The following is a 21,863-nucleotide window of genomic DNA, read 5'->3' as shown; positions in this document are numbered from 1 at the left end:
TGCCCGAAAGGCGTGGGTGGTATCCCCAGGTTTAGGCTCGGAACACAGGTGCGGGATGACCTCACGCACCACCTCACGCCCCGTCGCAACTTAAGGAACCACCTGATGGAGCTCGGTCTCGTCGGCCTCGGCAAGATGGGCGGCAACATGCGCGAGCGCATCCGCCGCGCAGGCCACACCGTCATCGGATACGACCGCAATCCCGACCTCGCGGATGTCCACAGCCTCGGGGAGCTTGTGGACAAGCTCAAGGCCCCGCGTGTGGTGTGGGTGATGGTGCCCGCCGGCGGCCCGACCCAGGCCACCGTCGACGAGCTCGCCGACCTCCTCTCTCCCGGCGACGTCGTGGTGGACGGCGGCAACTCGCGCTGGACCGACGACGAGAAGCACGCCGTCGAGCTGGGCATCAAGGGCATCGGCTTCGTCGACTGCGGCGTCTCCGGCGGCGTCTGGGGCCTGGAGAACGGCTACGCCCTGATGTACGGCGGCACCAAGGAGCACGTCGCCAAGGTCCAGCCGATCTTCGACGCCCTCAAGCCCGAAGGCGACTTCGGCGCCGTCCACGCGGGCAAGGTCGGCGCGGGCCACTTCGCGAAGATGGTTCACAACGGCATCGAGTACGCCATGATGCAGGCCTATGCCGAGGGCTGGGAGCTCCTGGAGAAGGTCGACTCCGTCACCGACGTGCGTGAGGTCTTCCGCTCCTGGCAGGAGGGCACGGTCATCCGTTCCTGGCTGCTCGACCTGGCGGTCAACGCGCTGGACGACGACGAGCACCTGGACAAGCTGCGCGGCTTCGCCGCCGACTCGGGTGAGGGCCGCTGGACGGTCGAGGCGGCCATCGACAACGCGGTGCCGCTGCCCGCGATCACCGCTTCCCTCTTCGCGCGCTTCGCCTCGCGCCAGGACGACTCGCCGCAGATGAAGATGATCGCCGCCCTGCGTAACCAGTTCGGCGGCCACGCCGTCGAGAAGAGTTAATCCACAAAGCGAACCCACAACGCGTCCACGAAGCTCCACGAAGAAGTCATCCACACCCGCTCCACACCTTGGGGGAGGTCGGCGAACGACCATGCACGTGACGCATCTGTCGCTGGCCGACTTCCGCTCGTACGCCCGGGTCGAGGTCCCTCTCGATCCGGGCGTCACCGCGTTCGTGGGTCCGAACGGGCAGGGCAAGACCAACCTCGTCGAGGCCGTCGGCTATCTCGCCACCCTCGGCAGCCACCGGGTCTCTTCGGACGTGCCGCTGGTCCGCATGGGCGCCGAGCGCGCCGTCATCCGGGCCGCGGTCCGGCAGGGCGAGCGCCAGCAGCTCATCGAGCTCGAGCTCAACCCGGGCAAGGCGAACCGCGCCAGGATCAACCGATCCTCGCAGGTCAGACCTCGTGACGTGCTCGGCATCGTGCGCACGGTCCTGTTCGCGCCGGAGGACCTCGCACTCGTCAAGGGCGACCCCGGCGAGCGCCGCCGCTTCCTCGACGAACTGATCACCGCCCGCTCCCCGCGCATGGCCGGCGTGCGGTCCGACTACGACCGCGTACTCAAGCAGCGCAACACGCTCCTCAAGTCGGCCGCGCTCGCCCGCAGGCACGGCGGCCGGTCAATGGACCTGTCGACCCTCGACGTGTGGGACCAGCACCTCGCGCGCGTGGGCGCCGAGCTGCTCGCGCAGCGGTTCGACCTGATCGCCATGCTCCAGCCGCTCGCCGACAAGGCGTACGAGCAGCTGGCGCCCGGCGGCGGCCCGCTCGCCCTCGACTACAAGCCGTCCTCGCCCGAAATAGACGGCCACGCGCGCGAAGAGCTCTACGAGCAGCTGATGGCCGCCCTCGAAGCGGCCCGCAAACAGGAGATCGAGCGGGGCGTCACCCTCGTCGGACCGCACCGCGACGACCTGATCCTCAAGCTCGGCCAGCTGCCGGCGAAGGGGTACGCCAGCCACGGCGAGTCCTGGTCGTATGCGCTGGCTCTGCGCCTGGCCTCGTACGACCTGCTGCGGGCCGAGGGGAACGAGCCGGTGCTCGTGCTCGACGACGTCTTTGCGGAGCTCGACGCGCGGCGCAGGGAGCGTCTCGCCGAGCTGGTCGCCCCCGGCGAGCAGGTTCTGGTGACGGCCGCGGTGGACGACGACGTGCCGGGCGTCCTGGCGGGCACGCGGTACGCGGTGTCCGAAGGAACGGTGGAGCGGGTATGACCGAGAACACATCCGGCGACGCCCCCCAGAAGGCCCCCGAGCCGTCCGGCGTCGACCTCGCGCGCGTGGCCCTGCGCGCCGCGAAGGAGCAGGCACGCGCGCGTGGGGTGGCCGACCAGCAGAAGAAGCAGGCCCGGCGAGGCGGCGGACTGAGGTCCGGGGCGCGCGCCGACGGCCGCGACCCGGTCGCGTTCGGCGCGGCCATCAACCGGCTGATCACCGAGCGCGGCTGGGAGGCGCCGGCCGCTGTCGGCGGTGTCATGGGCCGCTGGCCGGAGATCGTGGGCGAGGACCTCGCCAAGCACTCTGAGCCCCTGAAGTACGACGAGGACGAGCGTGTCCTGACCGTCCAGTGCGACTCGACGGCCTGGGCGATGCAGCTGCGTTACCTGGCTCCGACGCTGGTGGCACGGCTCAACGAGGACCTCGGGCACGGCACCGTACGGCTTCTGAAGATCCTTGGGCCCAACGCTCCCGCACGCCGCTTCGGCCCCCTGCGCGCCCCAGGAAGCAAGGGTCCCGGCGACACCTACGGGTGAGTCGGGGGAGCTGCCGACCGGGGGTTGACACCCGGTTGACGCCCGGAAGCGCTGAGTGCCGCTGTGAGCCTCTTGGAGCCCCGGGACGCATATGGGGAGTCGGCAGAGGCCGGTTCAGGGCGGCACATGCGGACTCAGGTACCGGCAAACCCCCATCACTGTCGGCGCTACCGGTAGACTGAGAGCTAATCCCGCCCCACTTGTGGGACACACCGAGCAACGCTGACTATCGCTGAACGACGCAGCCGCTCCGGCCACCGCCGGGAGCTTGGCTTGTGCTGTGCCAGAAAGGGCGCTTCGTGGCCGATTCCGGCAACCCCAACGAGAACATCCCGTCCACTGCCGCCGACGCCGTCGGCCAGGCCCCGGCGGAGGCCCATCAGTCCTCCGGCGAGGTGACCTCGGCCTACGACGCCAGCGCCATCACAGTCCTCGAGGGTCTGGACGCGGTCCGCAAGCGGCCCGGCATGTACATCGGCTCGACCGGTGAGCGCGGCCTGCACCACCTGGTGCAGGAGGTCGTCGACAACTCCGTCGACGAGGCGCTGGCCGGCCACGCGGACACGATCGACGTGACGATCCTGCACGACGGCGGTGTGCGCGTCGTGGACAACGGCCGCGGCATCCCGGTGGGCATCGTCCCGTCCGAGGGCAAGCCCGCCCTCGAGGTCGTGCTGACCGTGCTGCACGCGGGCGGCAAGTTCGGCGGCGGCGGCTACGCGGTCTCCGGCGGTTTGCACGGCGTGGGCGTCTCCGTCGTCAACGCGCTGTCCATGAAGGTCGCCGTCGAGGTCAAGACCGACGGCCACCGCTGGACCCAGGACTACAAGCTGGGCGTCCCCACGGCCCCGCTCGTGCAGCACGAGGCCACGGACGAGCACGGCACGTCGGTCACCTTCTGGGCCGACCCGGACATCTTCGAGACCACCGAGTACTCCTTCGAGACGCTGTCGCGGCGCTTCCAGGAGATGGCGTTCCTCAACAAGGGTTTGAGGATCAAACTCACCGACGAGCGTGAGTCGGCGAAGGCCGTCGCCGGGGCGGACGAGGCGGGCGCCGACGAGAAGCCCGAGGTCAAGGCCGTCGAGTACCACTACGAGGGCGGCATCGTCGACTTCGTGAAGTACCTCAACTCCCGCAAGGGAGACGTGGTGCACCCCTCCGTCATCGACCTGGAGGCCGAGGACAAGGACAAGCTCCTGTCCCTCGAGGTCGCGATGCAGTGGAACAGCAGCTACACCGAGGGCGTGTACTCCTTCGCCAACATCATCCACACGCACGAGGGCGGTACCCACGAAGAGGGCTTCCGCGCCGCGCTGACCTCGCTGATCAACAAGTACGCGCGCGACAAGAAGCTGCTTCGAGAGAAGGACGACAACCTCACGGGTGACGACATCCGCGAGGGTCTGACGGCGATCATCTCGGTGAAGCTGAGCGAGCCGCAGTTCGAGGGCCAGACCAAGACCAAGCTGGGCAACACCGAGGTGAAGACCTTCGTCCAGAAGGTGGTCTACGAGCACCTGAACGACTGGCTGGACCGTAACCCCGTCGAGGCCGCGGACATCATCCGCAAGGGCATCCAGGCGGCCACCGCGCGCGTGGCGGCCCGCAAGGCCCGCGACCTCACCCGCCGCAAGGGCCTGCTGGAGTCGGCGTCACTGCCGGGCAAGCTCTCCGACTGCCAGTCGAACGATCCCACCAAGTGCGAGATCTTCATCGTCGAGGGTGACTCCGCCGGCGGCTCGGCCAAGTCCGGCCGTAACCCGCAGTACCAGGCCATCCTGCCCATCCGAGGCAAGATCCTGAACGTCGAGAAGGCGCGGATCGACAAGATCCTGCAGAACCAGGAGATCCAGGCGCTGATCTCCGCCTTCGGCACCGGAGTCCACGAGGACTTCGACATCGAGAAGCTCCGCTATCACAAGATCATTCTGATGGCGGACGCCGACGTCGACGGCCAGCACATCAACACTCTGCTGCTGACCTTCCTGTTCCGCTTCATGCGGCCCCTCGTCGAGGCCGGCTACGTGTTCCTCTCTCGCCCGCCGCTCTACAAGATCAAGTGGGGTCGTGAGGACTTCGAGTACGCGTACTCGGACCGTGAGCGCGACGCCCTGACCGAGCTCGGCCGCCAGCAGGGCAAGCGGATCCGCGAGGACTCGATCCAGCGCTTCAAGGGTCTCGGCGAGATGAACGCCGAGGAGCTGCGCATCACCACGATGGACATCGAGCACCGCGTGCTCGGCCAGGTCACCCTCGACGACGCCGCCCAGGCGGACGATCTGTTCTCGGTCCTGATGGGCGAGGACGTCGAGGCACGCCGCTCGTTCATCCAGCGCAACGCCAAGGACGTCCGCTTCCTCGACATCTGAGTCGGTCTCAGCTGACCGCATCAGAAAGGATCTTCACCAGCAATGACCGACGAGAACACTCCCCCCACGCCTGAAGAAGGCGTCGAGATCAGCGTCAGCGTCGAAACGGTGCCCGAGGAGGGCGCGCAGCGCATCGAGCCCGTCGGGCTCGAGACCGAGATGCAGCGCTCGTACCTCGACTACGCGATGTCCGTCATCGTGTCGCGCGCCCTGCCCGACGTACGGGACGGCCTCAAGCCCGTCCATCGCCGCGTCCTGTACGCGATGTACGACGGCGGCTACCGGCCCGAGAAGGGCTTCTACAAGTGCGCCCGCGTCGTCGGCGACGTCATGGGCAACTACCACCCGCACGGCGACTCCTCGATCTACGACGCCCTGGTCCGCCTGGCCCAGCCGTGGTCGATGCGTATGCCGCTGGTGGACTCGAACGGAAACTTCGGCTCCCCGGGCAACGACCCCGCCGCCGCCATGCGCTACACCGAGTGCAAGATGGCGCCGCTGTCCATGGAGATGGTCCGTGACATCGACGAGGAGACCGTCGACTTCACGGACAACTACGACGGCCGCTCCCAGGAGCCGACCGTCCTGCCGGCCCGCTTCCCGAACCTGCTGATCAACGGCTCCGCGGGCATCGCGGTCGGCATGGCCACCAACATCCCGCCGCACAACCTGCGCGAGGTCGCCTCCGGCGCCCAGTGGTACCTGGAGAACCCGGAGGCCACGCACGAGGAGCTCCTGGACGCGCTCATCGAGCGCATCAAGGGCCCCGACTTCCCGACCGGCGCCCTGGTCGTGGGCCGCAAGGGCATCGAGGAGGCGTACCGCACGGGCCGTGGCTCCATCACGATGCGCGCGGTCGTCGAGGTCGAGGAGATCCAGAACCGCCAGTGCCTGGTGGTCACCGAGCTCCCGTACCAGGTCAACCCGGACAACCTCGCGCAGAAGATCGCCGACCTGGTGAAGGACGGCCGCGTCGGTGGCATCGCCGACGTCCGCGACGAGACCTCGTCGCGCACCGGCCAGCGCCTCGTCATCGTCCTGAAGCGCGACGCCGTCGCCAAGGTCGTCCTGAACAACCTCTACAAGCACACCGACCTCCAGACGAACTTCGGCGCCAACATGCTGGCGCTCGTCGACGGCGTGCCGCGCACCCTCTCCCTGGACGCCTTCATCCGTCACTGGGTGAGCCACCAGGTCGAGGTCATCGTCCGCCGTACGAAGTTCCGGCTGCGCAAGGCCGAAGAGCGCGCCCATATCCTGCGCGGCCTCCTGAAGGCCCTGGACGCCATCGACGAGGTCATCGCGCTCATCCGGCGCAGTGACACCGTCGAGATCGCCCGCGCGGGCCTGATGGGCCTCCTGGAGATCGACGAGATCCAGGCCAACGCGATCCTCGAGATGCAGCTGCGCCGACTGGCCGCCCTGGAGCGCCAGAAGATCGTCGCCGAGCACGACGAACTGCAGATCAAGATCAACGAGTACAACGCGATCCTGGCCTCCCCGGAGCGCCAGCGCCAGATCATCAGCCAGGAACTCGCGGCGATCGTCGAGAAGTTCGGCGACGACCGACGCTCCAAGCTGGTGCCCTTCGACGGCGACATGTCCATCGAGGACCTGATCGCCGAAGAGGACATCGTCGTCACCATCACGCGCGGCGGCTACGTCAAGCGCACCAAGACGGTCGACTACCGCTCGCAGAAGCGCGGCGGCAAGGGCGTACGCGGCACGAAGCTCAAGGAAGACGACATCGTCGACCACTTCTTCGTCTCGACGACGCACCACTGGCTGCTGTTCTTCACGAACAAGGGCCGCGTCTACCGCGCGAAGGCGTACGAGCTCCCGGACGCCGGCCGTGACGCCCGCGGCCAGCACGTGGCCAACCTGCTGGCCTTCCAGCCGGACGAGGCGATCGCCGAGATCCTCGCGATCCGCGACTACGAGGCGGCCCCCTACCTGGTCCTCGCCACAAAGGGCGGCCTCGTGAAGAAGACCCCCCTCAAGGACTACGACTCGCCCCGCTCGGGCGGCGTCATTGCCATCAACCTCCGCGAGACGGAGGACGGCTCCGACGACGAGCTGATCGGCGCCGAGCTGGTCTCCGCCGAGGACGACCTGCTGCTCATCAGCAAGAAGGCGCAGTCCATCCGCTTCACCGCAACGGACGACGCGCTGCGCCCGATGGGCCGCGCCACATCCGGTGTGAAGGGTATGAGTTTCCGCGAGGGCGACCAGCTGCTCTCGATGAATGTCGTCCGGCCGGGTACGTTCGTGTTCACTGCCACCGACGGCGGGTACGCGAAGCGGACCGCCGTCGACGAGTACCGCGTCCAGGGTCGCGGCGGCCTCGGTATCAAGGCCGCCAAGATCGTGGAGGACCGCGGATCGCTCGTCGGCGCGCTGGTGACCGAGGAGACCGACGAGATCCTCGCCATCACGCTGTCCGGCGGTGTGATTCGTACGCGAGTCAACGAGGTCAGGGAGACGGGCCGTGACACCATGGGCGTCCAACTGATCAACCTGGGCAAGCGCGATGCCGTGGTCGGCATCGCTCGTAACGCCGAGGCCGGTCGCGAGGCGGAGGAGGTCGACGGTGACGTCATCGTCGACGAGTCCGTCGAGGTCGAGGCGGCTGTCGAAACGGACGAGGGCACGGAGTCCACGGCCGAGTAGCGCGAGGAGTGAGTCATCGTGAGCGGAGCCACGGGCGCCGGATCGACCGGTACGGAAACGGACGGCGGTCGTGGCCCCGCCACTGACTCGAACGACTCGCACGAGTCTCATGGATCCCAGGGGGGAACTGTGACGGACACCCGAGGTCCGCAGACGCAGCAGTACGCGGCCGACACGGACGGGGCGCTGCCCGGGGAGCGGCAGCAGCCCCCGCAGTCCTCGCAGCCGTACCACCCGCCGCAGGCCTACCAGGCGGCTCCGCCGGCCGGAGCGGTCCGCAGGCCGCGCACGGGGGCCCGCACGACGCCTCGTACGCGCAAGGCGCGCCTGAGGGTCGCCAAGGCCGATCCGTGGTCGGTGATGAAGGTCAGCTTCCTGCTCTCCATCGCGCTCGGTATCTGCACCATCGTCGCGGCCGCGGTGCTGTGGATGGTCATGGACGCCATGGGCGTCTTCTCGACCGTCGGCGGCACGATCTCCGAGGCCACGGGCTCGAACGAGTCCAATGGCTTCGACCTCCAGTCGTTCCTGTCGCTGCCGCGCGTCCTGATCTTCACGTCGATCATCGCGGTCATCGACGTCGTCCTCGCGACGGCGCTGGCCACGCTCGGCGCGTTCATCTACAACCTCTCCGCGGGCTTCGTGGGCGGAGTCGAGCTGACCCTCGCCGAGGACGAGTAGCAGCCGGTCGGGGGCCGCTTCGGCCGCCGTGACACATGTGGAGCGCATTCCCTGACGGGGTGCGCTCCACAGGCCTTTTGGCCGGTGGAGCGGGGTCCCAGCTATCGATTTTGGGACTGGCCGGGTCGTGCGCTAATCTTCAGAGGTCAGCGCGCGGGACACACACCGCAAAGCGCGGCGGGGCTATAGCTCAGTTGGTTAGAGCGCATCCCTGATAAGGATGAGGCCACAGGTTCAAATCCTGTTAGCCCCACAGAAGCAGTACAAGAGAGGGCCTCTCCCTGGTGGGAGAGGCCCTCTCTTCATTTTGGCGTCCTTCTTGACTTGCTGACGGCCGCTGGTCGGCACGGCGACTGACGGACTGGCCATCGGCGGCGGTGATCTCGACGGCTGTCAGGTGACCCCCGCTGGTGGTGATGCGTCCGCCGACCGTGGCAGTACCGATCCGGCCGCCCTGCTTCACGCTCAGGGCGGTGGCGGCCAGTTCGATCTGCTCGCCGCGTACCAGGCTGACGCCGGTCCCCCCGATGTGGTCAGCAGCAGCACCTGCTCCGTGGTGCGCACGCCGCGCATCGCGAGGGTGCCCAGGCTGGACACCTAGGTGTCGTTGAGGACGGCGGTCTCGTGCTCGGGGCAGCGCACGGTCACGTCCTCAATGGCCCGGACCCGGCGCCCAAGGCGGCGGGGCGGGGCCGTAGCCCGGGGGCACACGCCGAGAAGACCCTCAGCCTGTGGTGGCCGGGGTCGTGAAAGGTCGAGGGCGCGGGAGCGCGGTCCATCGATGTCGCGGTGTCGCGGTGTCGCGGTGGGGAGAGCTTTGCCTGCCGTTTAGTGCCGTCTGGATCTGTATCTGTATCTGGAGTGCGGTGGGCAGGTTCGGGGCGTGGCTGCGCTGGTGAAGCGCTGCCTGGTACCGCCGCCGTGGTTCTGCGGTGCCGCGCTGCTGTGGCCGTGGTGCGGGTAGTGCGTTGGTCTGTGGTGCTCGTGCTCGTACTGGCTGCTGAGCGGCGCTGTCGGCTTGGGCCGATGAACCGTGCTGCCGGACGTTCTCTGCGGTGGTGCCTGCCGGTGGTACCTGTCGGTCTTCCTCACCGGCTGTTCTTGCGGTGGAGCTTTTGCTGCGATGGGTCTACTGCGAAGGGTCTGGTGCGGTTCTCCAGGGCCGGCTTTCTTGCCGTTGCCGCTTTCGTTGCCGCTGCTGTTACCGCTGGTGGCGCTTCGTCTTTGCGTACCGCTGTTGCTACGGCTGCGAGTGGAGAGTGCTGATTCCTGCCGCGGTCTCTTCGAACTCGTTCGCGGACTCCGTGTCGACCGGCGGGCGGTGGCGGCAGCTGGGGGAGGAACCGTGGGCCTCGGCGCAGATGCGCTGCTTCATTGTGGGAGGCAGGGACCGTTTGACGGCCCAGGGGGCTCGGACGGCGGTAGCGGCGGGGGTGCTCACCGCCGCGTTGCGGGTGCCCTCCGTCTGCTGTACGGGCGTGGCCGCGGCGGCCGGGGAGGTGAGACCCATCGCGGTCAGTACCGCGAGGAAGGCGGTGATGAGGACGGTCCACAGCTTGATGACCTTGTTGCCGGCCATGATCCCTCACTTTCGGGTTGGGCGATTTGCGTACTTTCCTCATGATGTGTATGTGGGCTCTGTAGTGGGGGACCGACGCCCGTGGCGCGTCGATGTTCAGATGAACACCACTCGGATGGGCGCAATCGCACCGCGAGGTCGTCAATCACGCCGAATGTCACGTTCTGTGAAGTGAGATCGGAGCTCCGTGATCCGGTTCGACTGGTCGACGGGGTGCGGGAGTTGGGCCCGGGTGCAGGTCACTGATCGGTATCGGCCGGTGTGTATAGTCGGGCGCCAGAGGTCCCCTACGTCAAAGAAAGACGAGGTCGCGCGGTGAAGAAGCTTCTCCTGGTCGCACTGGCCGCCATCGGCGGGCTCCTCGTGTACCGCCAGATCCAGGCGGATCGCGCCGAGCAGGATCTGTGGACGGAGGCGACTGACTCCGTACCCACGGGTTCGTGAGTATCGACGACAGTCTCTTCAGGGCCCCGATCGCATGCGCGGTCGGGGCTTTGTGCTGTCCGGGGTGAGGTTGGGCGTGAGGTCGCCCCGGGCTTCTTATTCGCTTACATAAATCATTTGCTTGCTTTGGCGAATGCCTGTGGGGCGTATGGGGCCCTGGCGGCAGGATGGTCGTCCGGCGATGAAGCGGTGGCGATGGCGGGGCGACGAAGGGGCGCGTGATGAGTCGGCGCGGAGGGCGGCGCGTGGTGCTGCGCGGGCGGGGACGGCCGGTGTCGGCGTTCACGGCGGCGATGTGCGCGGTGGCCGTTCCGGTCGCGGTGGTGGCGCTGCCCGGGACCGCGGCGGCTGGGGACTCGGCTCCGTATGTCTTCGCACAAGGCGCGAAGACCGTCCAGGGTGCGGTGACCAGTACGGATGCGGCGGAGCTCAAGGCCGGGGAGACCTATCTGAGCTCCGTCGAGGCGGGGGTGAAGGGCACCAGGCTCGGCAGTGGGTCGGGTGCGAAGGGGGCGGCCGGCACGCGTTACTACCGCGTCGACCTGGATGGATCCTCCGATACGTATGTCTCGGCGGTGGCGGTGCCGAAGGTCGGGGCGGACGTGAAGGTGGCGTTCAACGACAGCATTTCCGTGACCCTGCAGGATCGACTGGGCAATCGCTGTGACTCCGACGTCGCGGCGTTCCGCTCCGCCGAGTACCCGAGCCCGATGGCCGCCACCGCGGAGCGGGTCGTCCGGGAGGGCGGCGGGCGCTGCCAGGATGCGGGCACGTATTACGTGGTCGTCGCGCGCAGGACCGCTCCTGACTCCACGCGGGAGCGCTGGGACCTGGAGCTGAGTGTCTCCTCGGAGCCCGCGCTCAAGTCGCCGCCCGACACCACCGGGCCCGGGGCCTGGCCGTCGGTTTCGCCGCGGCCGCCCGCCGGAATTCCTTCCGAACGCCGGGGCGGCACGGGCTTCAACGACGCGCAGAGCTTGCGGCAAGGCGTGTGGAAGGACCGGATCCGCCCGGGTCAGACGCTCTTCTACCGGGTGCCGCTGGACTGGGGACAGCAGCTCTTCACCGAGGCCGAGCTGGGCACTTCGGCGGGGGACGCGCACCGTTCGGGCTTTGTGCCGAGCGCCCTCAGCGTGGCGCTGTACAACCCGGCGCGGACGCAGGTCACTTCGAAGGACGCCTCGTACGGAGGGGAGCCCTCCGTGGCGGCCCTGGACTCCCTGCCTCCGGTCGCCTACGAGAACCGCTATCTGTCGCGCGAGGACGAAGCGGGGGTGCGGTTCGCCGGCTGGTACTACCTGAAGGTCTCCCTCACGCCGGAGATGAAGGGGACCTTCGGGAACAAGGAGTCCGGGCTGACGCTCCGTCTGACGGTCCAGGGGGACGCGGCTTCGGCGCCCGCGTATGTGCGGGATCCGGGGGCGTTCCAGGTCACTGACGCGGACCGGGCCGCCGCTGAGAGCGGGTCCGCGCAGGGCGGGGACTCATCGTTGCCCTCGGCGGGTGGGCAGGGCGGCGGGCAGGCGGCGCAGGGCGGGTCCGGTCGGGCGAACCGCATGACGGTTGTCGGGATCGCCGGGATCGGCACGGGGTCCGTGCTGGTGCTGGGGCTCGGCGTATGGACGTACGTCGCTCGCCGGAGGGCGTCTGCCGGCTGGTAGGTGGGGCGAGTCGGGGGTTCTCAGGCCTGGGTCAGCGCCCAGATGCCCACCGCGAAACTGACCAAGGCGACGAACAGCACCGGGATCGCCACCTTCGCGGGCGGTCCCGGCCGCCGTTTCCGCACCCGCCGATGAGGGGTCGGGCTCTGGGACGCGCCGCCGGGATTCGGGTGGCCGAGGAGTGGAACCTGAACGCTCTGGGCGGTGTACGTAGAGATAGAGGCGGGCTGAGGGGGCGCCTGTGCTGGAGCTGGAGCGGCGTAGGAGCGCTGCGTGGCCGGGGTCGTGGCCGGAGTGTGGGGGGAGGGCTCGTGGGGGTGCGGGCGGGTTGGTGGGGTCGGTTGTGGTGCGGTCTGTGGTGCCGTGATGTGGGGGTGTGGCTGGGCGGTGTACTCGGGAGCGTGGTGAGGCGCCGTGTCGGGGGTGATTGGCTGACGCTCGGGAGAGGTCTGCGCGAATGGCTGTGCGGGGGGCTGCACGCGTGGCCGTGTGGGCGGCTGCGCGGGAGGAGGCGGCGGCAGGTGGAAGCTGCCGGTCTCGGACATGCTGGTGCCGGGCGTGACCGTTCCCGAGGTTCGGGACCCAGGCCTGCCGGTTGCCGACGGGATGGTCCCGGGCGGGACGGGTCCGGACGGGGTGGGCCCGGGCGTGACGCTGGGCCCGCGCACGCCGGTCTGTGGTGCGAAGGGCTCCGGCCCCTGGGACGCGGCGGTGGCGGGGTCTTGGACGGACGAGTCCGCCAGTGGGACGTCCGGCACCGCGGGGGCATACAGCGGTGGCGGTGGCGCCGGTGTCGGGGGCTCCGGTGGGAGCGCCGGCAGGGACTCTCCCAGAGCGGGCTTCCGCGTCGTGGAACGGCCTGTCGCACGGCCGGTCGAGCCATGGTTCTGGGTCCGGTCGTGTATGAGGCCGGGGGCGACCGCCCGGGAGGTCGTGGTCGGGCCGGTCGGGGCGAACCCTGGTGGGAGCGCGCCGAGTTGGTCGAAGACCTCGACCAGTTCGTCGTCGGGTCCGGGCTCGGGAAGCAGCTCGGAGGCCGCCAGGAGGGCCTTGCGGGCGCCTGTCGCGGTACGGAAGCGCGCTTCCGGGTCGGGCTGCAGCAGACCGGCCACGACGGTCCACAGAGGGCCGGGAATCCCCTGGGGCGCGCCAGGGGTGCCGTGATCGGTGAAGTGCTCGATCAGTGCCCTGGAGTCCGGCCGGGCGCCCTGGAGCAGATACAGGGCGACGAGACCGACGGCGAACAGGTCTGCGGGAAAGTCCGGCTCACCGCCCATCGCCTGTTCGGGGGCGAAGTAGCCGGGCGTCCCCACCACATAGTCGGTCTCGGTGAGCCGGGGCTCGCCCTTACGCATCGCGATGCCGAAGTCCGAGAGGCGCAGATGAGGCCGGGCGGTGCCGGTCGCCTCCAGGAGGATGTTGGCGGGCTTGATGTCGCGGTGCACGACCCCCTCCGCGTGCACCGCGGTGAGGCCGGCGAGGAGCTGATCCAGGAGGAGGCACACGAAGGACGGTGGCAGCGGCCCGTAGTCGCCGATCAGATGCGCCAGCGAGCCGCCGGCGACGAGGTCCATGGTGAACAGGACCTTGTCGTCGTCCGCGGCCCAGCTGGCCGGGGCGAGGACGTGGGGGTGGTCGATCCGCAGTGCCTGTTCGCGCACGAAGCGGAGCAGGGTGTGGGCATCGCTCTGCAGCAGGACCTTGGCGGCCACATATCGGCGGCGCCGGTGGTCCCAGGCGCGCCATACGGCGCCTGCTCCCCCGCGACCGATCGGGTCGGCCAGTTCGTAGCGTCCGGCGAAGACCTCACCCATCGTGGTGCGTCGCTCCCCCCTCGGCCGTCACGACGCGTCCGGCCTCTCGGATGGTCCCGCGGCCCAGGACCGGCCGCGGGACTCGCGGCCGGCCCGATGTCGCTAGCGTTCGGCCGGGATCAGCTCTGGTGCGCCTGATAGTGGGTTACGGCGTCGGAGGTGCGCCCGGCGCCGTAGACCCGGAGGAACTCTGCCAGTTCCGGGTGGCTCGGGGCGAGGGTGTCCGCCGCATCGATGATGTCCCCGGCCGCGGAGACGGAGCGCAGCAGCGACTGGATCTCGCGGACCACGCGCTTGACCGTGGGTGCGCCCGAACTGGTTGTTGTCTGCGCGGTGTTGGTGAGCACCGAGCCCCCCTGTGACTTCTTGATCTCGTCCATACGCTCGGTGGCCTCGGCGGCGCTGACGCTTCCGTCGGCGGCCTGACCCGCCAGGTCCTGGAGCAGCTGGACACGCTGGACGACGGCCGGATTGCCTATCTTCGCGCGCTGACCGCTCATCAGCTGGGAGAGCATGGGCGCGGACAGACCGAGAACCCCCGCGAGCCTGGCCTGGTTGAGGCCCAGATCATCGATGAGGCGACGGAAGAGCGCCCCCAGTGGCTCTCCGTACCAGTTTCGCTGGAGCTCCCGGGCTCTTGCGGTAGCTTCCTGCTGTGCGGCGTCCATTGCGTCTCCCCATCGCTTCCCCAAATACGGCGGTTCGCTGCCGCGAACCACGTGGGGCATCTTACGGAGAGTGGTCGTGGACCGGGAGCCCCAATCCTTTTGCGAGATCCGGGGGGTGACCCGGTACTCTGGTCTGCGATGCGCACCGGATCGCACTTCTTCCGGTTCGACGCATCGTTTTCGGGGCCTTAGCTCAGTTGGTAGAGCGCTGCCTTTGCAAGGCAGATGTCAGGAGTTCGAATCTCCTAGGCTCCACAGGTTCCACGTGAACGCCGTAGGGCGGGAGACCACTGGTCTCCCGCCCTACGGCGTTACTGCTCGTTCGAGGCTCAGCCGCGGTCGTCGCGGTCGGCGGCGTCCGCCTCCGCTTCGGCCTGCTTGGCCTGGACCTCGGGGTCGAGGGCGCTCGGGCTGCCGTCCACCGACGACAGGGGCGTGCTGTCCGCGACCTCGGTCGCGGCCGGCGGTTCGACCAGCCAGTCCGGGTTGGCCTGCTTGTCCCACCACTTCCAGGCGGCGAAGGCGCCCCCGGCGAGGATGCCGACGACGAGGAAGCCCTTGGCGACGCGTCCCGCCCGCGCCCGCCGTTCGTGCTTGCGGACGAGCTTCTGGATCTCCTTCGGCGACACCTGCCCACGCAGGGCGGCGATCGCCGCGATGCTGCGGGCCGTCGCCTCCTCGCGGACGGGCTGGGCGGCGGCCACGGCCTGCTCGATCCGCGGCCTGGCGTAGACGGCGGCCTGGCGTGCTGCCTTCCGGGTGCGGACGGCTGCGTCCTGCGCGGCCTGGTCGATCTTCGGCGGCACATGGCTGCGGGCCTGTTCAAGATGCGGTGCGAGGTACGTGTCGTATTGGTCGCGGGTCTGCTGCGCAGCCTGCGACATCACGGGCGCGAGCCGTACGCGCGCTTCCTGCGCATACAGTGCGGTCCGGTCCTTGGCCGTCTCGGCGTAGGGCGCCACCACTTCCGCGGCGTGCAGCACGCTGTCCTTCGCCGAGCCGGTCGCGGCGCGCACGCTGTCGATGCGGGTCACGGGATCCTCCTCCTCGGTGGCGTATAGGTTTTCACCTTTCCACCCTTTTTCGGATCATGCCTGCCCGGCGGCAGCGCGGCATGCGAGGGCGGGCATTCGGGGCACAAGCCGCCTTTGGGCGTACCGACGTACTCCAGGCAATAGCTGATCAATACGGTGCAATGGGGGCTTGCGGACGACAATGCCACGGATCGTCCTGCGGCGCGCCTCCTCGGTGGCGACTCGGCCGGAAATTCTGCGGCTGTCGCCGGGCGACGGGTCAACGGGGGCGTGCGAGGATCGGATCGTCACAGAAGGCAACGGAAGGCAGATCGTGGCTGAGCAGCTCTACGCCACCCTGAAGACCAACCAAGGCGACATCGAAGTCCGGCTGCTGCCGAACCACGCGCCCAAGACGGTCAAGAACTTCGTCGAGCTCGCTCGGGGCGAGCGGGAGTGGACGAACCCGGAGACGGGCGAGAAGTCCACTGACAAGCTCTACGACGGCACGGTCTTCCACCGGGTGATCAGCGGTTTCATGATCCAGGGCGGTGACCCGCTGGGCAACGGCACGGGCGGCCCCGGCTACCAGTTCGGGGACGAGTTCCACCCCGACCTCGCCTTCGACAGGCCGTACCTGCTGGCCATGGCGAACGCCGGCCCGGGCACCAACGGCTCCCAGTTCTTCATCACGGTGTCGCCGACGGCCTGGCTGACCCGTAAGCACACGATTTTCGGCGAGGTCGTCGACGAGGCCAGCCAGAAGGTCGTGGACGGCATCGCGACCGCGCAGACCAACCCGCGTACGGACCGGCCGGTCAACGACGTGGTCATCGAGTCGGTCGTCGTCGAGACCCGCTGACGCGAACCGGGCCGACGGGAACCAATACGCCCCGCTCATCCGTAAGGATGGGCGGGGCCATGTGTTGACCGCGCACGTTTCGTACGAGGGGATTCCGATGGATCAGGTGCCAGGCAGTCCGCAGAGTTCTCAGGACGCGCAGGGCACGCCCCGCTGCTATCGGCACCCTGACCGCGAGACCGGGATCCGCTGCGCCCGCTGCGACAAGCCCATCTGCCCGGAATGCATGGTCAGCGCCTCGGTGGGCTTCCAGTGCCCGGACTGTGTGCGGGGCGGTTCCGGTACGGGGCACGGCCCGGCCGCCAGCAGGCCGAGGACGATCACGGGCGGCACGATCGCGGCCGATCCGCGCCTGGTCACGAAGATCCTCATCGGGATCAACGTGGCGGTGTTCATCGCGGTCCATGTGTGGGACCGGCTGCTCTCCGACTTCGTTCTGATCGGGGCCTGGCCTCCCGCGCCCTTCGTCCCGGACCAGGGCGTGGCAGGGGGCGAGTGGTACCGCCTGGTGACGGCGATGTTCACGCACCAGGAGGTGTGGCACATCGCGTTCAACATGCTGGGCCTGTGGTGGCTCGGCGGCCCGCTGGAGGCGGCGCTCGGCCGGGCCCGCTACATCGCGCTGTACATGGTCTCGGGGCTGGCCGGCAGTGCGCTGACCTACGCGATCGCGGGGCCGAGCGAACAGTCCCTCGGTGCGTCCGGGGCCGTCTTCGGACTCATGGGCGCGACCGCGGTGCTGGTGCGGCGCCTCAACTACGACATGCGCCCCGTCATCGGCCTTCTCGCGCTGAACCTGCTCTTCACGTTCACGTGGGGCAACATCGCCTGGCAGGCCCACGTCGGCGGGCTCGTCGCCGGTGTGGTCGTCGGGTACGCGATGGTCCACGCCCCCAGGGAGCGCCGCTCGCTGGTGCAGTACGGGACCTGTGCGCTCGTCCTCGCCGTGGTGGTCGTCACTGTGCTTGTGAGGACGTCCCAGCTCACTTGAGCTCGGTCTGTGGCCCACGTTGTCCACAGACGGTGCCGGATCCTGTGCACTCGGTGGGGAACAGGTGTGCCCCTCGTCGCTGACCTGGGTTTCCCCAGCCAGGACAAGGGGCGAACATGTGGGCGAGCTGCGGTGCGTCAGTCACACCGGCGTCAACGCCCGGTGGGTTATCCACAGATCTTCCGACCTTTTCCCCACTGTGGAAACAGCTGTGGATAACTCAGTGGATAGCTAGGGGCAGAGCTACTTCCACTGCGTGGAAACGCCGAACCCGGCCGCGATGAAGCCGAAGCCCACGACGATGTTCCAGTTGCCGAGTGCGTCCAGCGGCAGGGTGCCGTCGGTGACGTAGAAGACGACGATCCAGGCGAGCCCGATCAGGAACATCGCGAGCATCACCGGGGCTACCCAGCCGCGATTGGTCAGCTTGATATTCGCCGCCTGCTTCGACGCCGGAGGCGGCGTGTAGTCGGCCTTCTTGCGGATACGTGACTTCGGCACGAGGGTCTCTCCTGTCGATGCGCTGCGTGGCCGCGCAGGGAAGGTGGGCTGGCTCCGGGCAGCGTACAAGGGGAATCTCTGCGCTCCCCCGGGCGTCCGTTAGCGTAGTGCTTCCGCGGCGCTGAAGGAGATAAGGGTACGTTGAGCAATTCTGCCGACTCCCGGGAAGAGCCCCCCGGCGGGGGCCGCCCCCGTGTGCGCCTCCGTCCCGTGCGGCTGCTGACCGTGGCCGTGTTCGCCCTGGCCGGGCTGATCTTCTTCACCAGCTTCAACACCGCCAAGGGCACCAACATCCGCACGGACACCTCGCTGCTGAAGCTCTCCGACCTCATCCAGGAGCGCAGCCACAAGAACGGCCAGCTAGAGGAGTCCAACAGCGCGATCCGCGACGACGTCGACGCCCTCACCGAGCGCGGCGGCGTCGGCACCAAGGCCGAGGACACCAAGCTGTCCGCCCTGGAGAAGGCGTCCGGCACGAAGAAACTGCGCGGACAGGCCGTCTCGGTCACGCTCGCGGACGCCCCGCCGAACGCCACAGCCAAGCTCCCGGGCTACCCCGAACCCCAGCCGAACGACCTGGTCATCCACCAGCAGGACCTCCAGGCCGTCGTCAACGCCCTGTGGAACGGCGGCGCGCAGGGCATCAAGGTCATGGACCAGCGGCTCATCTCCACCAGCGCCGTGCGCTGTGTCGGCAACACCCTGATCCTCCAGGGCCGCGTCTACTCACCCCCGTACAAGATCACCGCGGTCGGGGACCCGGAGAAGCTGAAGCAGGCGCTCGCCGTCTCGCCCCAGATCCAGAACTACATGCTCTACGTCAACGCCTACGGCCTCGGCTGGAAAGTCGAGGACGACGGGGCGGTGACTCTTCCCGGTTACTCGGGCACAGTGGATCTCCACTACGCGAAGCCCGTGGAGTAGCCGCCTGGGGGAGCCTGTGTCGGTCCGAGTGGTCGTCAGGACGTTCAGCGAACTGTGCATCACGGTCGGCGCCCTGATCGTGCTGTTCGTCGCCTACGTGCTGTTCTGGACCGGTGTGAAGGCCGACAGTGCCATGGACCACCAGATCGACACCCTCCAGGACCAGTGGTCCAAGGGGTCGGTGGCGGTCGAACAGCCCCGCCCGTCCCCGAGCCAGAGCCCTGCCCAGGACCAGAGCCGGCCCCAGACGCCCTCGCCGTCCCCGTCCGCCTACAAGGACGGCAAGCCGTTCGCCGTCATGTACATCCCGCGGCTCGGTTTCACGTGGAACAAACCGGTGCTCCAGGGGACGGGCGTGGACATCCTCAAGAAGGGCCTCGGCCACTACGCGGGCACGGCGCAGCTCGGGCAGAAGGGGAACTTCTCCGTCGCCGGCCACCGCCGCACCTATGGCGATCCGTTCAAGGACTTCCCCAAGCTGCGCCCCGGCGACGCCGTCGTCCTCACCGACGGTACGACCTGGTTCACGTACCGCATCGACACCAAGCCCTACAAGACGCTGCCCAGCGATGTCGCCGTCATCGACCCGGTGCCGCGCAAGTCCGGATACACGGAGCCGGGCCGCTATCTGACGCTGACGACGTGCGAGCCGGAGTGGGGTCACAGCCACCGGCTGATCGTCTGGGCGCACCTTGATGCCACCCAGCCCACGGAGGCCGGGAAACCGGAGGCCCTGCGCCGTTAGTCTGTTGCCGTACGGCGACGGAAGGGACGGCATGTACGGCTGGATCTGGCGGCATCTGCCGGGAAACACGTGGATCAGGGCACTGATCTCGCTTCTGCTCGTCCTCGCGGTGGTCTACGTACTGTTCCAGTACGTCTTCCCGTGGGCCGAGCCCCTGCTCCCCTTCAACGATGTGACGGTGAACAACTAGTGGGCGCGAGCAGCCGCATTCTCGTGGTCGACAACTACGACAGCTTCGTCTTCAACCTCGTCCAGTACCTGTACCAGCTGGGCGCCGAGTGCGAAGTGCTGCGTAACGACGAGGTCGGTACCCGGCACGCGCAGGACGGCTTCGACGGCGTACTGCTGTCCCCGGGCCCCGGCGCCCCCGAACAGGCCGGTGTCTGTGTCGAGATGGTGCGCCACTGCGCGGAGACCGGCGTGCCCGTCTTCGGCGTCTGCCTCGGCATGCAGTCCATGCAGGTCGCGTACGGCGGTGTCGTGGACCGGGCGCCCGAACTGCTGCACGGCAAGACGTCCCTGGTGCGGCACGAGGGCAAGGGCGTCTTCGCGGGGCTGCCGAACCCGTTCACGGCGACCCGCTACCACTCGCTCGCCGCCGAACCGGACACCGTCCCGGACGAGCTCGAGGTCACCGCGCGCACCGACGACGGCATCATCATGGGCCTGCGCCACCGCGAACTGCCCGTCGAGGGCGTGCAGTTCCACCCCGAGTCCGTCCTCACGGAACACGGTCACCTGATGCTGGCCAACTGGCTGACCGTCTGCGGCGACAAGACCGCGGTGGCACGATCGGCCGGGCTCGCCCCGGTCGTGGGCAGGGCCTCGGCGTGACCGCCCTGCGCCCCGAGCGCGAGGGAGCCTCGTACGAGCAGGAACCGTACGAGGCTGCCGGTGCGTTCGAGGCGGCCGTTCAGCGGCTCGACGACCCGCTGAACGATCCACTGCCCGGGCAGCACCCCTCGCCCTGGTTCCGCGCCACGGACGAGCCTCAGGAGCCCCAGCCGTACTCGCAGCCGCAGCCGGACGCTCAACAGCCGCTCCTGGCCCAGCCGTCGCCTCAGCCGGAGCAGGAGTGGTACGACCCTCAGGGCTACGTACAGGACTGGTACGGCGGCGCGCAGCAGGCTCCGCAGGCACCACATCCGCCGCAGGTACAGCAGGCGCAGCAGCCCGCGTACGTGCCGCCCGTCCGCGAGTACGAGGCGAGACCGCCGCGGCCGGTCCCGGACGACGAGACCGTGGCCCTGCGCACCGCGGACACCCGGGGAGCAGCCGGGCCCGATACGGACGCATACACAGACGCAGACGCCTCCACGGGCGCAGAGACCGACACCGAGTCCGACTCCGGCGCCCCTGAGCGCGAGCGCGCCGCCGCGCCCGTGGGGACCGGTGGCCGGGCCGCGCGCAGGAAGGCCGCCAAGCAGGGCGGCAGGCGCTCGGTGGCGCCCGCGCAGGCTCCGGAGCCCGCCTCCCCGCCCCGCAGCCGTCTGGAGGCGCGCAGGGCCGCGAGGGCGAGCAAGCCGAGTACGGGCGAGGTCGCCAGCCGGGCGATCGGCGAAACGTTCATCACCATCGGCGTGCTGATGCTGCTCTTCGTCACGTACCAGCTGTGGTGGTCGAACATCCGGGCCCACCAGCAGGCGGGCAGCGCGGCGCACCACCTCCAGGACGACTGGGCGAACGGCAAACGCGAGCCGGACAAGTTCGCGCCCGGCCAGGGCTTCGCGATCATGCACATCCCGAAGCTGGACGTCGTCGTGCCGATCGCCGAGGGCATCAGCAAGACGAAGGTCCTGGACCGCGGCATGGTGGGCCACTACGGCAAGGACAGCATCGAGACGGCGATGCCGAGCGCCAAGACCGGCAACTTCGCGGTCGCCGGGCACCGCAATACGCACGGCGAACCGTTCCGCTACATCAACCGGCTCCAGCCGGGCGATCCGATCGTCGTCGAGACGCAGGACACGTACTACGTGTACAAGATGACGAGCATCCTTCCGCAGACCCCGCCGAGCAACACGACAGTCATCAATCCGATCCCGCAGGGCTCCGGGTTCACGGCTCCGGGCCGGTACATCACGCTGACCACGTGCACGCCGGAATTCACCAGTACGTATCGGATGATCGTCTGGGGCAAGATGGTCGAGGAACGGCCGCGCAGCAAGGGGAAGCCGGACGCGCTCGTGCAGTAGCGGGGCA

General features: G+C 68.7%; 20 protein-coding genes and 2 tRNA genes. 17 read left to right on the top strand and 5 right to left on the bottom strand.

Annotated elements, in window-relative coordinates; translation table 11 throughout:
* Positions 1 to 105 precede the first annotated feature (105 nt).
* The 7 genes from gnd (at position 106) to OG698_RS24095 (ending at position 8,712) form a co-directional block, all read left to right on the top strand.
* Entirely contained in the window at positions 106 to 981 is an 876-nt protein-coding gene (gene gnd / locus OG698_RS24125) for a phosphogluconate dehydrogenase (NAD(+)-dependent, decarboxylating) (protein ID WP_406105363.1), read from the top strand.
* 91 nt (positions 982 to 1,072) lie between these two features.
* Positions 1,073 to 2,197, top strand: a complete 1,125-nt coding sequence (gene recF, locus OG698_RS24120) for a DNA replication/repair protein RecF (RefSeq protein WP_406105362.1) — start codon at positions 1,073 to 1,075, stop codon at positions 2,195 to 2,197.
* Complete coding sequence (locus OG698_RS24115) at positions 2,194 to 2,736, top strand: DUF721 domain-containing protein (RefSeq protein WP_100597235.1); 543 nt, start codon at positions 2,194 to 2,196, stop codon at positions 2,734 to 2,736. Before recF ends, OG698_RS24115 begins: the two co-directional genes overlap by 4 nt.
* 275 nt (positions 2,737 to 3,011) lie before the next feature.
* A complete protein-coding gene (gene gyrB / locus OG698_RS24110; RefSeq protein ID WP_406105361.1) occupies positions 3,012 to 5,108 on the top strand; it encodes a DNA topoisomerase (ATP-hydrolyzing) subunit B in 2,097 nt (698 codons plus the stop codon).
* Between the two features lie 42 nt (positions 5,109 to 5,150).
* Entirely contained in the window at positions 5,151 to 7,778 is a 2,628-nt protein-coding gene (gene gyrA / locus OG698_RS24105; RefSeq protein ID WP_406105359.1) for a DNA gyrase subunit A, read from the top strand.
* 18 nt (positions 7,779 to 7,796) lie between these two features.
* Positions 7,797 to 8,459, top strand: coding sequence for a DUF3566 domain-containing protein (locus OG698_RS24100; RefSeq protein WP_399969120.1), 663 nt, complete (start codon positions 7,797 to 7,799; stop codon positions 8,457 to 8,459).
* A 179-nt stretch (positions 8,460 to 8,638) separates the two neighbouring features.
* Positions 8,639 to 8,712 (top strand) — tRNA-Ile (locus tag OG698_RS24095).
* 987 nt (positions 8,713 to 9,699) lie between these two features.
* Here the strand turns inward: OG698_RS24095 and OG698_RS24090 are convergent.
* Complete coding sequence (locus OG698_RS24090; protein WP_406105358.1) at positions 9,700 to 10,038, bottom strand: DUF6344 domain-containing protein; 339 nt, start codon at positions 10,036 to 10,038, stop codon at positions 9,700 to 9,702.
* 315 nt (positions 10,039 to 10,353) lie between these two features.
* Here OG698_RS24090 and OG698_RS24085 point away from each other — a divergent pair, with 315 nt between their 5' ends.
* Entirely contained in the window at positions 10,354 to 10,482 is a 129-nt protein-coding gene (locus OG698_RS24085) for a DLW-39 family protein (protein ID WP_003999697.1), read from the top strand.
* A gap of 221 nt (positions 10,483 to 10,703) precedes the next feature.
* Positions 10,704 to 12,143, top strand: coding sequence for a hypothetical protein (locus OG698_RS24080; protein ID WP_406105356.1), 1,440 nt, complete (start codon positions 10,704 to 10,706; stop codon positions 12,141 to 12,143).
* A gap of 20 nt (positions 12,144 to 12,163) precedes the next feature.
* On the opposite strand, the gene OG698_RS24075 is transcribed toward OG698_RS24080, so the two are convergent.
* A complete protein-coding gene (locus tag OG698_RS24075; RefSeq protein WP_406105354.1) occupies positions 12,164 to 13,957 on the bottom strand; it encodes a protein kinase domain-containing protein in 1,794 nt (597 codons plus the stop codon).
* 119 nt (positions 13,958 to 14,076) lie between these two features.
* A complete protein-coding gene (locus OG698_RS24070; RefSeq protein ID WP_266562267.1) occupies positions 14,077 to 14,625 on the bottom strand; it encodes a DNA-binding protein in 549 nt (182 codons plus the stop codon).
* 182 nt (positions 14,626 to 14,807) lie between these two features.
* Here OG698_RS24070 and OG698_RS24065 point away from each other — a divergent pair.
* A tRNA-Ala gene (locus OG698_RS24065) sits at positions 14,808 to 14,880 on the top strand.
* A 74-nt stretch (positions 14,881 to 14,954) separates the two neighbouring features.
* Here the strand turns inward: OG698_RS24065 and OG698_RS24060 are convergent.
* Entirely contained in the window at positions 14,955 to 15,659 is a 705-nt protein-coding gene (locus tag OG698_RS24060) for a DUF5324 family protein (protein ID WP_406105352.1), read from the bottom strand.
* Between the two features lie 313 nt (positions 15,660 to 15,972).
* Here OG698_RS24060 and OG698_RS24055 point away from each other — a divergent pair, with 313 nt between their 5' ends.
* Positions 15,973 to 16,500 (top strand): peptidylprolyl isomerase, encoded by a 528-nt coding sequence (locus OG698_RS24055; protein WP_326774931.1) that lies wholly within the window; start codon positions 15,973 to 15,975, stop codon positions 16,498 to 16,500.
* Positions 16,501 to 16,597: 97 nt separating this feature from the next.
* Positions 16,598 to 17,491 (top strand): rhomboid family intramembrane serine protease, encoded by an 894-nt coding sequence (locus OG698_RS24050; RefSeq protein WP_406105350.1) that lies wholly within the window; start codon positions 16,598 to 16,600, stop codon positions 17,489 to 17,491.
* A gap of 243 nt (positions 17,492 to 17,734) precedes the next feature.
* On the opposite strand, the gene crgA is transcribed toward OG698_RS24050, so the two are convergent.
* Positions 17,735 to 17,992: a cell division protein CrgA gene (gene crgA / locus OG698_RS24045; RefSeq protein WP_326774929.1), complete on the bottom strand. Its 258-nt coding sequence runs from the start codon at positions 17,990 to 17,992 to the stop codon at positions 17,735 to 17,737.
* A 141-nt stretch (positions 17,993 to 18,133) separates the two neighbouring features.
* Here crgA and OG698_RS24040 point away from each other — a divergent pair, with 141 nt between their 5' ends.
* Genes OG698_RS24040 through OG698_RS24020 form a run of 5 tightly spaced genes read left to right on the top strand, consistent with a single transcriptional unit; the run spans position 18,134 to position 21,856 of the window.
* Complete coding sequence (locus OG698_RS24040) at positions 18,134 to 18,916, top strand: DUF881 domain-containing protein (protein WP_383093616.1); 783 nt, start codon at positions 18,134 to 18,136, stop codon at positions 18,914 to 18,916.
* A gap of 16 nt (positions 18,917 to 18,932) precedes the next feature.
* Positions 18,933 to 19,661 (top strand): class E sortase, encoded by a 729-nt coding sequence (locus OG698_RS24035; RefSeq protein ID WP_406105348.1) that lies wholly within the window; start codon positions 18,933 to 18,935, stop codon positions 19,659 to 19,661.
* 31 nt (positions 19,662 to 19,692) lie between these two features.
* Positions 19,693 to 19,851: a hypothetical protein gene (locus OG698_RS24030; RefSeq protein WP_384264638.1), complete on the top strand. Its 159-nt coding sequence runs from the start codon at positions 19,693 to 19,695 to the stop codon at positions 19,849 to 19,851.
* Entirely contained in the window at positions 19,851 to 20,495 is a 645-nt protein-coding gene (locus OG698_RS24025; RefSeq protein WP_399969098.1) for an aminodeoxychorismate/anthranilate synthase component II, read from the top strand. The genes OG698_RS24030 and OG698_RS24025 overlap by 1 nt, the downstream gene beginning before the upstream one ends.
* A complete protein-coding gene (locus OG698_RS24020) occupies positions 20,492 to 21,856 on the top strand; it encodes a class E sortase (protein WP_406105346.1) in 1,365 nt (454 codons plus the stop codon). Before OG698_RS24025 ends, OG698_RS24020 begins: the two co-directional genes overlap by 4 nt.
* The last annotated feature ends 7 nt before the right edge of the window (positions 21,857 to 21,863 follow it).

Source organism: Streptomyces sp. NBC_01003 (assembly GCF_045162695.1).
In the GTDB taxonomy this organism is placed as follows: Bacteria; Actinomycetota; Actinomycetes; order Streptomycetales; family Streptomycetaceae; genus Streptomyces.
This window is presented reverse-complemented; position numbering and strand designations above follow the sequence as displayed.